This is a genomic window from Photobacterium satsumensis, from assembly GCF_050336935.1.
GTDB lineage: Bacteria > Pseudomonadota > Gammaproteobacteria > Enterobacterales > Vibrionaceae > Photobacterium > Photobacterium satsumensis.
Genome location: NZ_JAKJSK010000013.1, coordinates 31665 through 45482 on the forward strand (window position 1 = coordinate 31665; position 13818 = coordinate 45482).

Annotated in this window: 12 protein-coding genes; 8 read left to right on the top strand and 4 right to left on the bottom strand. The window is 49.6% G+C overall.

Going from position 1 to position 13818, the window contains the following annotated elements:
• Positions 1-95: 95 nt before the first annotated feature.
• The gene (locus tag L4D79_RS23245) at positions 96-842 is read right to left on the bottom strand and encodes a copper homeostasis protein CutC (RefSeq protein WP_428654893.1); all 747 of its coding nucleotides are present in this window, start codon (positions 840-842) and stop codon (positions 96-98) included.
• 244 nt (positions 843-1086) lie between these two features.
• Positions 1087-1695 carry a peroxiredoxin C gene (locus tag L4D79_RS23250; protein WP_036817749.1) on the bottom strand — a complete coding sequence of 203 codons (609 nt, stop codon included), beginning with the start codon at positions 1693-1695 and terminating at the stop codon, positions 1087-1089.
• A 131-nt stretch (positions 1696-1826) separates the two neighbouring features.
• Here L4D79_RS23250 and L4D79_RS23255 point away from each other — a divergent pair, with 131 nt between their 5' ends.
• The 3 genes from L4D79_RS23255 to aceA all read left to right on the top strand — a co-directional run bounded on the left by L4D79_RS23255 (position 1827) and on the right by aceA (position 6491).
• Complete coding sequence (locus tag L4D79_RS23255; protein ID WP_428654896.1) at positions 1827-2723, top strand: hydrogen peroxide-inducible genes activator; 897 nt, start codon at positions 1827-1829, stop codon at positions 2721-2723.
• 667 nt (positions 2724-3390) lie between these two features.
• Positions 3391-5001, top strand: coding sequence for a malate synthase A (gene aceB, locus L4D79_RS23260; protein ID WP_428654898.1), 1611 nt, complete (start codon positions 3391-3393; stop codon positions 4999-5001).
• A 182-nt stretch (positions 5002-5183) separates the two neighbouring features.
• The gene (gene aceA, locus L4D79_RS23265) at positions 5184-6491 is read left to right on the top strand and encodes an isocitrate lyase (RefSeq protein WP_428654900.1); all 1308 of its coding nucleotides are present in this window, start codon (positions 5184-5186) and stop codon (positions 6489-6491) included.
• 105 nt (positions 6492-6596) lie between these two features.
• On the opposite strand, the gene L4D79_RS23270 is transcribed toward aceA, so the two are convergent.
• Positions 6597-7208, bottom strand: coding sequence for an acyl carrier protein phosphodiesterase (locus tag L4D79_RS23270; protein ID WP_428654902.1), 612 nt, complete (start codon positions 7206-7208; stop codon positions 6597-6599).
• 48 nt (positions 7209-7256) lie between these two features.
• Positions 7257-7715, bottom strand: coding sequence for a CBS domain-containing protein (locus tag L4D79_RS23275; RefSeq protein ID WP_428654905.1), 459 nt, complete (start codon positions 7713-7715; stop codon positions 7257-7259).
• A gap of 230 nt (positions 7716-7945) precedes the next feature.
• Between L4D79_RS23275 and L4D79_RS23280 the strand changes: the two genes are divergently transcribed.
• The 5 genes from L4D79_RS23280 to secD all read left to right on the top strand — a co-directional run bounded on the left by L4D79_RS23280 (position 7946) and on the right by secD (position 13806).
• Positions 7946-9034: a S1 family serine peptidase gene (locus L4D79_RS23280; protein ID WP_428654907.1), complete on the top strand. Its 1089-nt coding sequence runs from the start codon at positions 7946-7948 to the stop codon at positions 9032-9034.
• Positions 9035-9137: 103 nt separating this feature from the next.
• On the top strand, positions 9138-10190 hold the full coding sequence (queA, locus tag L4D79_RS23285; RefSeq protein ID WP_428655189.1) for a tRNA preQ1(34) S-adenosylmethionine ribosyltransferase-isomerase QueA: 1053 nt from the start codon (positions 9138-9140) through the stop codon (positions 10188-10190).
• Between the two features lie 265 nt (positions 10191-10455).
• A complete protein-coding gene (gene tgt, locus L4D79_RS23290) occupies positions 10456-11586 on the top strand; it encodes a tRNA guanosine(34) transglycosylase Tgt (RefSeq protein WP_428654909.1) in 1131 nt (376 codons plus the stop codon).
• A gap of 16 nt (positions 11587-11602) precedes the next feature.
• Positions 11603-11935: a preprotein translocase subunit YajC gene (gene yajC, locus L4D79_RS23295; RefSeq protein WP_428654912.1), complete on the top strand. Its 333-nt coding sequence runs from the start codon at positions 11603-11605 to the stop codon at positions 11933-11935.
• Between the two features lie 23 nt (positions 11936-11958).
• Positions 11959-13806, top strand: a complete 1848-nt coding sequence (secD, locus tag L4D79_RS23300) for a protein translocase subunit SecD (protein WP_428654914.1) — start codon at positions 11959-11961, stop codon at positions 13804-13806.
• Positions 13807-13818 lie beyond the last annotated feature (12 nt).

Genomic DNA, 13818 nt, shown 5'->3' on the forward strand with positions numbered 1-13818 from the left:
GGAAGGTGAATATCTTGATATCGATAGCACTATTCTACCAATCCAGATAAATACGAGATCAACGACTTATCCAGATTGGTATACGGCGATTGTTCCTAATGGGCGCTTAATGCACGTACTACGTCCGCGATTTTCTCTGGTGCGGTGACCGGGATAGCAAAGTCATCGATATCGGCATTGCCCATATGGGCAGAATTGGCATAGCTGCGCATCTGGGAAGGGCGGGTGGATTTACCTGACAAGTGGACTTCCCTAACACCGGATTGCTGGACGATTTGGGTAACGTTGCCAGCATTGACGCCGGCACCCGCCATAATAGCGAGATGATCGCCACAGTATGACACCATTTTGCGTAGCATCGGGATCCCGTCGAAGGCATTGGCTTCAAGCCCGGAAGTAAGTACGCGCTCGCAGCGATGCTTCATGATGGTATCCAAGGCAGCCATCGGATCCAGGCACTGGTCGATAGCACGGTGGAAGGTCAATCCTATTCCGTTGGCTTGGCGACGGAGTTCAGCAAGGAAATCCTCATCAACGGTACTGTCGTTGTTAAGTGCCCCGATCACCAGGCCGTCGAGCCCTGCCTGCTTTGCAGTATGGGCATCTGCCAGCATGATTTCTTTATCTTGGCTCGAGAACAAGAAGTCCCCTTGGCGTGGACGGATCATGGCATAAACCGGCACGGTGGCATATTTGGCAGCCAGCTGAATTAATCCGGCATTGGGGGTGAGTCCTCCAAGCGCGAGCGAAGAGCAGAGTTCGATACGGGTGGCACCGCCTTGCTGGGCCAGGTGGAGAGATTCAATGTTATCGATACAAACTTCAATATGGTCAACGGTCATAACAACGATTGTACAAAGGGTTGGGTGACAAGCAGTGTAGACGATATTGAATTTTGAGACGATTGGTCAGATCAAAATTCTGATGGGCGATGGGCGATGGGCGATGGGCGATGGGATAGCTCAGATACAAAAAGGGCCCGGTGTGTCCGGGCCTCATTCTATTTTTTGCCTATTGGCTGACTTTGGCTTTACGCTATTGCGTTTATTGCCTGATTAACACCGTGAGCGTGGTGTTAATTGCTAATTACTTAGCTAGGTCTGCAGTGTGCTCAGATAGGTAGTCAGCAACACCTTTTGGAGATGCGTCCATACCTGCTTTGCCTTCTTCCCACTGTGCTGGGCAAACTTCACCGTTTTTCTGGTGGAAGTTTAGAGCGTCAACCATGCGTAGCATTTCGTCGATGTTACGGCCTAGAGGTAGGTCGTTAACTACTTGGTGACGTACTAGGCCATCTTCGTCGATTAGGAAAGAACCACGGAAAGCAACGCCTGCTTCTGGGTGCTCAACGTCGTAAGCTTTACAGATTTCGTGCTTAACGTCAGCGATTAGTGGGTACTTAACTTGACCGATACCGCCGTTCTCAACAGCAGTGTTACGCCACGCGTTGTGAGAGAACTGAGAGTCGATAGAAACACCAATTACTTCAACGCCTTTCGCTTGGAAGTCTTCGAAACGCTTGTCGAAAGCGATTAGTTCAGAAGGACATACGAAAGTGAAGTCTAGTGGGTAGAAGAAAACAACAGCTTTCTTGCCTTTAGTGAATTCTGCAAAGTTGAAGTTATCAACGATTTCGCCGTTACCTAGAACAGCTGCAGCAGTAAAATCTGGTGCTTGACGACCTACTAGTACCATTTTGGTGCTCCTAAAAATTCGGTTTGTCGCCCACCTTTCCGGTCGGCTCTTTGTTTGGACGAGACAAACTATAACGAAACTGGTAAATTCAAAAAAGCGGAATAAATAGATTGATGTAATCGAAATTTACGATGAACAAGTTTCCTTCTCTTAAACAATTGCACTATTTAGTGACTTTATTTGAAACCCGACATTTCGGTGAGGCGGCCAAGCGCTGCTTTGTCAGTCAGTCAACCTTGAGCTCTGGGGTGCAGAATCTCGAAGAGCTGATAGGCTGCCAGCTGATTGAAAGGGACAATAAGTCTTTGGTCTTTACTTCGACCGGCGAGGATGTTGTTTCCCGCAGCCGGGAGTTACTGGCGAGAAGCCAAGATTTAATGGAGCTATCAAATTGTATCGGAGATGGTATGGAAGGCCAGCTGCGGGTGGGGTGTATCCCAACTATCGCGCCTTTCCTGCTCTGTGATTTGGTACAGGAAGTAAATCGGTTGCATCCGAACCTTAATTTATTGTTGCGCGAAGATACTACCACCAACTTGCTGGCAGCCTTGCGCAGCGGCGAGATGGATGTCCTGATCTTGGCATTGCCTGTAGAGATTAATGGCATGCACAGCCAAGTGGTCGGCCGCGATGCGTTCAAGATGGTGATCAGCCGCAACCAGGCAGAGCAAGTCACCACCCCATTACGCTATGCTGATTTACCTGATGAGTCAGTGTTCTTGCTAGAAAAAGAACATTGCCTGACTGACCATGCGGTTTCAGCCTGTAAACTGACCACCAAAGAGAAGATCAACCCGTTCACAGCAACCAGCCTTCATACGCTGGTACAAATGGTTGCGAATGGGTTGGGAACGACCTTTATCCCACAGATGGCTATTGATCATGGCTTGCTGCATAACCAAAATCTGGTTGTGGTCGAGCCTCCGGGTCAGGAGGCATACCGTGAAATTGGTTTGGTATGGCGGCCGACCTCCAGCCGTACCCGCACCTTCCATCAACTTGCTGATATTGTCGAAGAGTTACTGTAAGCGATTCATTCTGTCGTCATTTTTAGTTGAGAGCCGCCAGTTTTGCGGCTCCTTGATATTATTTCCTTTCTGTAAATTAAGTGCTTGGATAAAACCGCCTAACACAGCACAAAATGCTAACTACTCATTCCTTGTTGGTGTTTTCCAATAATCCAATCTAATGAAACTGCCTTTAATTTGTAGGTTTATTATGTTTCGCTCTAAAAATAAATGAAACCAGTTGATTAAGGGTCTATGCTTCCTGTGTATAAAAAATAGGCTGCAAAGTGTATTTAACGATTATTTTTTAAGCACATAACTGCTTTCAAGAAAATCGGGCTTGTTTGAAACGCAGATCGGGACAAGTGTTTGAATTATCATTTTGTGTAATTTAATTACGTAAATGGTTACGAAATGGTAGGGGATAAGATTCAGTGACAAAAACCGAGTTTTTGCCTGAAATTTGTTTCAATTCAGTGTTTTGAGTTATTGCTCTACTTTTTATAAGTTGTTGTTTTATTTGGTTTCGAGTGGGCGGTTACTCGCTAGATTAAATTGTCTAGTCTTGCAATTAGGCGTATGTTACGGCAACGTAAATAGGGCGTTAAGGTCAAGTTTGTTTGCGTGTAGACGAAAGCGTACTTGGTTTGAGTGGTGATTAAGTTACATTCGTAAGGGAGCGAGAGGAATGGAAAACGAAATGTCTACTAACCATGAAGTGAAGCTATCGCTACAGACACCATTATCTGCAGAGCAGGCTGAAATCCTCAATGAGGAAGCCTTGGCTTTCTTGGAAGGACTTGTACAGCGCTTTGCTGGAAGGGTTCCTGAGCTACTGGCAACCCGAGAACATCGTCAGCTTGCGATTGATGCTGGCAGCCTCCCCGACTTCCTGCCTGATACCACTGAAATCCGAAACAGCGAGTGGACTGTTCAAAATATCCCGCAGGACTTACTGGACCGCCGTGTTGAGATCACCGGCCCTGTCGAGCGCAAGATGGTGATCAATGCGCTCAATGCCGATGTCAAAGTATTCATGGCTGATTTTGAAGATTCTTTTGCACCGGCTTGGGGAGAGGTACTCGCTGGGCAGCAAAATCTGAAAGATGCCGTCAACGGCACGATTTCTTACACCAACCCCGAGTCAGGCAAGCAATACCAACTCAATGACGACCCAGCGGTGCTGATCTGCCGGGTGCGTGGATTGCACTTACCTGAAAAACACCTGCTTTGGCAGGGGGAGCCTATTCCGGGTTGTTTGCTCGACTTTGCCTTGTATTTCTACCATAACTACCAGCAGTTGCTCGAAAAAGGCAGTGGCCCTTACTTCTATATCCCTAAGTTACAGGCTTATCAAGAAGCAGCATGGTGGAGTGACGTCTTTAGCTATACCGAAGATACCTTTGAGTTGCCAAGGGGGACGATCAAAGCCACCGTTCTGATTGAGACCTTGCCTGCGGTGTTTGAGATGGAGGAAATCCTCTACAGCCTCAAAGAGCATATTGTGGGTCTTAACTGTGGTCGCTGGGATTATATCTTCAGCTACATCAAGACACTGCGCAATCATCCCGATCGCATTTTACCGGATCGCCAAGTCGTGACGATGGAAAAACCTTTCCTTAATGCCTATTCACGCCTGCTGGTCAGAACCTGCCATCGCCGTGGAGCATTTGCAATGGGGGGAATGGCCGCGTTTATTCCATCCAAAGATCCTGAGCGCAACGAATGGGTACTCAACAAGATCCAAACCGATAAGTCACTGGAAGCCAACAATGGCCATGACGGGACTTGGGTTGCCCACCCTGGGCTTGCCGGCACCGCCAGAGCGGTATTTGACGAGGTGTTGGGAGCACGTACTAACCAACTTGATATCTCGCGCAGCGATGATGCTCCGATCACTGCCGACATGCTACTTGAGCCATGCCAAGGTGACAGAACAGAAGAGGGAATGCGCCATAACATCCGCGTGGCTGTGCAATATATCGAGTCATGGATTTCCGGTAATGGTTGTGTGCCTATCTACGGCCTGATGGAAGATGCGGCTACCGCTGAAATTTCACGGGCTTCGATCTGGCAGTGGATCAAGCACGGTAAATCACTGAGCAACGGTAGTGTGGTCACCAAGGCACTGTTTGAAGAAATGCTTAAAGAAGAGATGCAAGTGCTTGAACAAGAGTTGGGCTGTGAGCATTTCCAGCAGGGGAGGTACAACGAAGCGGCGGTATTGATGTCGCAACTGACCACCAGTGATGAATTGGTAAACTTCCTAACCTTGCCGGGTTATGAGTATCTGCCATAAATCTCTCATGCAGGTGTGAATGTGCAGTACCCCAAAGAATAAGCACTACCCATTAATAACATCAAAAGCCAATAACGAGAAAGGGCCCGTGACAGTCAAGCTTACCGGGCCGATAAAAAGTCAGTTTTGCCAATAACAAAATGTGATGCGGATTATCGCCAAATGAAACGAGGGACATCATTATGACATTGACTCGCCAGCAACAAATTGAAGCATTGGAAAAGGACTGGGCGGAAAACCCACGTTGGAAGCATGTTAAACGTACCTATACCGCTGAAGAGGTCATTAACCTACGCGGCTCTTTTGCCCCGGCTAATACCATCGCGCAGCGTGGTGCTGACAAACTGTGGGAGCTGGTCAACGGTGACGCGAAAAAAGGCTACGTTAACTGTTTGGGCGCGTTGACCGGTGGTCAGGCTGTACAGCAGGCTAAAGCGGGTATCGAAGCGATTTACCTCTCGGGTTGGCAGGTTGCTGCCGATAACAATACGGCCTCAAGCATGTACCCTGATCAGTCACTGTACCCGGTGGATTCGGTACCGGCCGTGGTCAAACGTATCAACAACTCGTTCCGCCGCGCGGACCAAATCCAATGGTCTACCGGTAGCTCGCCAGAAGAAGGCATTGATTACTTCCTGCCAATCGTTGCGGATGCTGAAGCAGGCTTCGGTGGCGTACTGAATGCCTATGAGCTCATGCGCAATATGATTGATGCAGGGGCGGCAGGCGTGCACTTTGAAGATCAGCTCGCGTCGGTGAAGAAGTGTGGTCATATGGGCGGTAAAGTACTCGTGCCAACCCAGGAAGCCGTGCAGAAACTGGTGGCTGCGCGTCTGGCTGCCGATGTTGCCGGCACTACCACCTTGGTGATTGCCCGTACCGATGCCAACGCAGCCGATCTACTGACCTCAGATTGTGATCCGTACGATAAGGACTTTATTATCGGCGAGCGCTCTCAGGAAGGCTTCTACCGCGTGCGTGCCGGTATTGATCAGGCGATTGCCCGCGGCCTTGCCTATGCGCCCTATGCCGATTTGATTTGGTGTGAAACGGCGACACCTTGTCTGGAAGAGGCACGTAAGTTTGCCGAGGCGATCCATGCCCAGTATCCAGACCAGCTACTTGCCTACAACTGCTCGCCTTCTTTCAACTGGGAGAAGAATCTGGATGCAGAAACCATTGCCAAGTTCCAGCAGGAACTGTCGGACATGGGCTATAAGTACCAGTTCATTACCCTAGCGGGTATCCACAACATGTGGTTCAACATGTTTGAGTTGGCACACTCGTATGCTCAGGGTGAAGGTATGCGTCACTATGTTGAGAAAGTGCAGCGTCCAGAGTTTGAAGCAGCAGACAAAGGCTATACCTTTGTGGCCCACCAGCAGGAAGTGGGTACTGGCTACTTCGATAAGATGACCAATACTATCCAAGGTGGCAACTCGTCGGTGACAGCCTTGACCGGTTCGACCGAGGAGGAGCAGTTCAAGTAACAGAAATACCCAAGCCTCCTAGTAATTGTTACAACCTATTTTGATTTTTGAGCGCCGTAATGGCGCTCTTTTTTTTATCTGCATGGTTTATTTTATCAGCGAGGTCTAGTTTTTGGACGGACTCACAGGTTGATCGTTGTTGGGTTGAAAGCCCCGTGCTGCCTGTTCCACTTGCGGATAAATTACAAAGAATTGTTGTTCCAGCTTGCTGTAGTTAACCATCAAAACTGCAGGGGTAAGGGCGAGTTGGTGGAGCTTTGGTCTGCGGTTGGCCATCCGGGTTAAGGACGTTTCCAATGACTCGGGGTACTGGTATTGCAGCAGCCAGTTTTGCTGCCACATCCGGTTCATGGTAAGGAGGTAGTTCTCTGGCATATTATGCTGGTATTGCTCGACTTCCGCCCTGGTTTCGCGAACAAACTCAGGCAGTGTCAGGGGGTGGAATTGTTGCCAGTGACGGGCCAGGAAGTGGTCCCAGACCATATCGAGGGCGATACCGCTGACCCGACGGGTGTCCGATCCAAACAGTTGTCGGCAGTTGCGTACTTCCGGCATAGCATCGATGTAGCTGTCGACGAAGCGGTGGAGCTTGATGCCATCTGCGATGTCTTGGTTGAACTGCCGGTAGGGATCACCCCTGACGAAATCGGCTAGTAGGTTACCCGCTAGGTGACTATTGCATTGCTGGGCAAGGTGGAGGTGGGCCAGAAAGTTCATGCGTGGGTAAACGCTGCCGGGCTTTCTGGCGCAGTGTTTGGCTGATGTTCAGTAGGTAGGTGCAGAGTCGTTTTCAATCGGTTCGACCTCTTCTTGCAGCTCCAGTAAATTGATGGCGATAGAGACGAAATCGGTATCAGTGATGATCCCGACTAGTTTATTGTGGTCGACAATGGGTAAACAGCCAATGTGGTGTTTCTGCATGTAGAGTGCGGCTTCTTTCAGTCCTGCCGTTGGTTCGACACTCCTCAGGCTACGATGCATGGTTTGCTCAAGGGGAATATCCAGCGCGGAGATAAAGGTGCTTTTGGATATTTGCTCGAGGCTGGACTCTTGGGCTGACAAGATATCTCGCTGGCTGACCAAGCCAATAAGGTGATTGTCTTTGTCGGTGATAGGAACATGATGGATATGATGTTTTTCCATAACCCGCTTGGCATCGGCCAGGGTGTGCGATGCGCTCAAGGTATGGGGGTAGGGTGTCATCATGTCGGAAACGGTAAACATAAAGCCTCCTCAATAACGGTGAGTTATTTGTTGTTATTGCCCGCATTGCAGGCTCCATAACTTCCTTTTTTTTTGCTTTCTCTATGAATGTAGCTAATCCTGACCGCACGACCTATGACACCCGTCAAAGAACTTGCAAGTTATTCCTCTGTTTCTCATTTGTTTCTCATAAGTTAAAAACGAGATTGTGTCGTATACTCATTAAAATGATACTGTAGAGGAATGAGTTGATGCGTAAGCTGCTGTTTATTTTGCTGTCTTGGGCGATGTTGTTTCCATTCTATGTATACAGCGATGAGCCTGAGCCACAGCCCAAAATCATTGGTGGCATTGAATCTGGAACCAATGAGATTCCTTGGCAGGCTTACCTCAATATGACTTTTGGCGAGGGAGCGGATGAAAGGACATTTATCTGTGGTGGGGTAGTGATAAGCGCCGATGCGGTGCTGACTGCGGCCCACTGTATGCGTAATGGCAGCGAGACGGCCAAGCCCGAGAATGTACGGGTGTGGGCCGGTATCACCAGTATCTTCAGTGCGGGCTCTCTGAATTCTGTGTCAGTGAGTGAAATCGTACTCCACCCTAATTACAATTCATCCCGGTTTGCCAATGATATTGCCATCCTCAAGCTGTCCAGTACCCTGCCGGATGATGCCTTGCCAATTCGCCTTGCGTCTGTGAGTGAGCAGCAGCGTGCCGATCAGGCGTTTGCCAATGGTTGGGTCTCCGATGGCGAGCGCCAGCCTAACTTATTGGTCTCTGGTTGGGGGAGCACAGATGCCAGTGATTCCAGCTCTGGGGCAACTCGTCTTCAACAAACTCTACTGTCTGGGGTGCCGGATAATATCTGTAACTCGATGTGGGGAGGCAATATCAACAGTAGCGAAGCTGGTATCTTCCTCTGTGCTGGCTCGGTATCGCCGACGCTCGGCAGAGACAGTTGCTTCGGCGATTCGGGTGGCCCCTTGGTGTGGCAGGATCCGCTCGCCGCTGCAGATAGCGACTTTGGTCTACGTTTAGTTGGGCTGGTCAGCTTTGGTGAAGGCTGCGCCGGGCGATTACCGGGTGTCTATTCGGAAGTGGCGGGTCAAACTACCTGGCTAGGGGGAGAAATTGGCCAGGGTTTCCTCAATCAAGCGACACCAGAGTTTGCAGTGGATCCCTTCCTCGCCAATTACGATGGAGCAGGTGATGCTGTTGAAGGCGTCCAGTCCGTCGCCAGCGGTGGTAATAGCAGTAGCGGTGGCGGCACTATCGGTATCGTTAGTTTGGTATTGCTGAGTGCTATTATCGGGTTACGCCGACGCGTGACGAGTTAGCATTTGTACTGTACTCCAGCCGAGCCCTATCAAGGTGATCTTTGCTTGATATTGCAGTGTGGCAGCCTATACTAGCTGCCTGCTGTAATTTAGGGCCCTAATGATGCAAGTTTCTGATTTTGACTTTGACCTTCCTGATGAGCTGATTGCTCGTTACCCACAACCTCAGCGCACTGCTAGCCGTTTGCTGCAGCTGACCGGCAATACTGGTGAGCTTGCGCACAAAGGCTTTAAGGATGTACTGGATCTGGTTGAGCCGGGTGATTTGTTAGTGTTCAACAATACCCGAGTGATCCCAGCTCGCCTGTTTGGTCGCAAAGCTTCTGGCGGTAAGATGGAAGTTTTGGTTGAGCGTATGCTGGATGACAAGAGTATTCTTGCCCACGTGCGTGCGTCAAAATCACCCAAACCGGGTAATGAATTGTTCCTTGGCGAGAATGATGAGTATCAGGCTGAAATGGTTGCCCGCCATGATGCATTGTTCGAAATCCGCTTTAACAGCGACAAAACGGTGTTGGAAATCCTTGAAGAAGTCGGCCATATGCCACTTCCTCCTTACATTGACCGTCCTGATGAAGACTCTGATAAAGAGCGTTATCAAACGGTATACAACGCCAAACCGGGAGCTGTGGCAGCTCCAACGGCCGGCCTGCACTTTGACGACGAGTTGATGGCGGATCTTAAGGCGAAAGGGGTGAACTTTGCCTTTGTTACCTTGCATGTTGGCGCAGGTACCTTCCAGCCGGTACGCGTTGACAATATCAACGACCACCACATGCATGCCGAGTATGTTGAAGTGCCTGAAGAGGTTGTTGCGGCGATTAACGCGACCAAGGCCAATGGCAAGCGTGTGATAGCGGTTGGGACGACATCGGTACGTTCTCTGGAAAGTGCAGCCCAAGATGCCAAGCAGAAAGGCACTGAGCTGAAGCCATTTTTCGGCGACACCGAAATCTTCATCTATCCAGGTTATGAATACCAATTGATTGATGTGCTGATCACCAACTTCCACTTGCCGGAATCCACCCTGATCATGCTGGTGAGTGCCTTTGCCGGTTACGAGAATACCATGAACGCATACAAGCAAGCTGTTGAAAACAAATACCGTTTCTTCAGTTACGGCGACTCGATGTTCATTACCCGTAAAACGGCGTAATCACACTTTTCATTGACGAAGTCAGTGCCACTTAAGGCTGCATTTGTTAAAATGCAGCCTTTGTACGTTTCATCTCTCGGCGAAAAGCCCAGACGATGACATATTCTTCCACTAGGCTTTAGGGCGGAGTGGAACACCTGCTGTCTTATAGCAGGTATATTTAGGCAGGGCTGGCGTGTTGCCGGGTACTGCCATTGTTGTGTCCCTGACCTTAGCGGGATGGGGGCGTTTATGTCAGATTGTTTCTCTGGCTGTTGGAGGCTTTGTGAAATTTGAATTAGATAAAACCCTGGGACGTGCCCGTCGTGGCCGTTTGCAGTTTGAGCGTGGTACGGTAGAAACACCGGCCTTCATGCCTGTGGGTACTTACGGTACCGTTAAGGGTATGACCCCGGAAGAAGTGGAAGAAACCGGCGCGCAAATCCTGCTGGGTAATACCTTCCACCTTTGGCTGCGTCCTGGCCAAGAAGTCATGAAAATGCACGGTGATCTGCATGACTTTATGCAGTGGCAGGGGCCGATCCTGACTGATTCAGGCGGTTTCCAGGTATTCAGCTTGGGCGATATCCGTAAAATCACCGAAGAAGGTGTTCACTTCCGTAACCCAGTAAACGGTGACAAGATTTTCATGGACGCAGAAAAGTCGATGGAAATCCAACAAGACCTAGGTTCTGACGTCGTTATGATCTTCGATGAGTGTACGCCATACCCGGCGACACACGACGAAGCGAAGAAGTCGATGGAGATGTCTCTGCGCTGGGCACAGCGTAGCCGTAACCACTTTGACAAACTTGGTAACAAAAATGCACTGTTTGGTATCGTCCAAGGTGGTGTATATGAAGACTTACGCGATGTTTCTGTTGAAGGCCTGACTAACATTGGCTTTGACGGTTATGCGGTTGGTGGTCTTGCTGTCGGCGAGCCGAAAGAAGACATGCACCGCGTGCTTGAGCACACGTGTCCGCAGCTACCTGAAGACAAGCCGCGTTACCTGATGGGTGTGGGTAAACCAGAAGACTTGGTTGAAGGTGTTCGCCGCGGTATCGACATGTTCGACTGCGTGATGCCGACTCGAAATGCCCGAAATGGCCACCTGTTTGTGACCGGAGGTGTGATCAAGATCCGTAATGCGAAACATAAAACGGATACAACCCCTCTCGATCCGCACTGTGACTGTTACACTTGTCGCAAGTATTCGAAGGCGTATCTGTACCACCTGGATAAATGTAATGAAATCTTGGGTGCGCGCCTTAACACAATCCACAACTTGCGTTACTACCAGCGTTTGATGGAAAGTATCCGTAGTGCGATTGAAGAAGATCGTTTCGATGTGTTTGTAGAAGAATTCTATGCACGTCGTAACCGTGAAGTTCCACCATTAAATGACAACAAATAATCGAGGACGTTAGTAAATGAGTCTGATCTCTCAAGCACACGCAGCAGCTGAAGGTGCACCACAGGGCGGCGGTATGCAGCTATTTATCATGCTTGGCCTTTTTGCCGTAATCTTCTACTTCATGATTTACCGCCCGCAGGCGAAACGTGTTAAAGAGCACAAGAACCTAATGTCTTCTATGGGCAAAGGTGATGAAGTACTTACCAGCGGTGGCCTTGTCGGTAAAATCGCCAAGGTTTCTGAAGAAAATGACTACATTGTTATCGCGTTGAACGATACGACTGAAGTTACTATCAAGAAAGACTTCGTTACAGCCGTTTTGCCAAAAGGCACAATGAAGTCTCTGTAAAACTTGCTTTAAGGATCACCGCAGTGCTAAACCGTTATCCCTTGTGGAAGAACCTGATGGTAGTGTTCGCGCTATTAATCGGTTTGCTTTATGCGCTTCCCAATGTTTACGGCGAAGATCCAGCAATTCAAATCTCCGGGGCGCGTGGCGCCTCGGCAGATATGTCCACGCTGGATGCCGTCACCGAAGATTTAGAACAAAATCAAATCTCCTATAAATCAGTCGCTTTCGAAAACGGTACTGTCCTGGTCCGCTTTAACGACACTGATACTCAAATCAGTGCTCGCGATATTCTTAACGAACAGCTTGGCGATGATTTCGTTGTTGCCCTGAACCTTGCCGCTTCTACTCCTGACTGGCTTGAATCCATCGGCGCTAACCCAATGAAACTGGGTCTTGATTTGCGCGGCGGTGTGCATTTCTTGATGGAAGTAGACATGGACGCAGCAATGGAAAAGTTGCTGGGCCAGCAAGAAGAAACATTCCGTACTGAATTGCGTGAGGCGAAAATTCGCTACCGTGCAATCAGCAAAACGGATGAATCCGTGGAAGTTCGTCTGCGTAACGCAGAGCAGCTTGATGAAGCCAAGCGTGAACTGCAGCGTCTTCACCCGGATATGTTGTTTACCGACACCACCAGTGGCTTCTTACTGAGTGCGACATTCACCGATGCTCGCCTACAGGAAATCCGTAACTACGCGGTTGATCAGAACATCACTATCCTACGTAACCGTGTTAATGAACTGGGTGTGGCCGAACCGTTGGTTCAGCGCCAGGGTGCCAACCGCATCGTGGTCGAGCTTCCGGGTGTTCAAGATACAGCCCGAGCTAAGGAAATCCTCGGTGCAACGGCAACCCTTGAGTTCCGCGAAGTGGATAATTCGGCTGACCTAGCGGCAGCGGCTTCTGGCCGTGTACCTCCGGGTAGCGAAGTGAAGTTCACTCGTGATAACCGTCCAGTCGTGCTGAAAAAGCGTGTGATCCTATCGGGTTCTCATATTACCGATGCTAGCTCAAGTGCCGATGAATATGGCCGTCCTCAGGTTAACATCTCGCTCGACAGCGAAGGTGGCAGCAAGATGACAGCCTTCTCACGTAACAACGTGGGCAAGCTGATGGCGACCGTCTTTACCGAATATAAAGACAGCGGCGAGCGTGAGGAAAGTGGCAAGGTTATCCTGGAGAAGCACGAAGAAGTGATTAACCAGGCGACTATCCAGACTGCACTCGGCCGTAACTTCCGTATTACCGGTATTGACTCGCAGGCTGAAGCCCATAACTTGGCGCTACTGCTACGAGCAGGTGCACTGATTGCACCGATCTCGATTGTCGAAGAACGTACCATTGGTCCATCAATGGGTCAGCAGAACATCGATATGGGTATCCAGGCGATGATTTGGGGTATGGTCGCAGTCATGCTGTTTACCCTGATTTACTACCGCCGCTTTGGCCTGTTTGCCAACATGGCGCTGTTGATGAACCTAGTGCTGATTATCGGTGTGATGTCGATGATCCCGGGTGCAACCATGACCTTGCCGGGTATTGCGGGTATCGTTCTGACGGTAGGTATGGCGGTTGATGCCAACGTACTGATCTTTGAGCGTATCCGTGAAGAGCTTCGCGAGGGCCGCAGCCCACAGCATGCAATTCAGCAGGGTTATGCGAATGCCTTCAGTACGATTGCCGATGCCAACATTACCACCCTGATCACCGCAATCATCCTGTTTGCTGTGGGTACCGGTGCGATTAAAGGTTTCGCCGTTACGCTATCAATTGGTATTTTGACTTCCATGTTCACGGCCATTATCGGTACTCGTGCACTGGTTAACTTGGTTTACGGCGGTAAGCGCGTCGATAAACTGTCGATCTAAGGAGACGCTGAC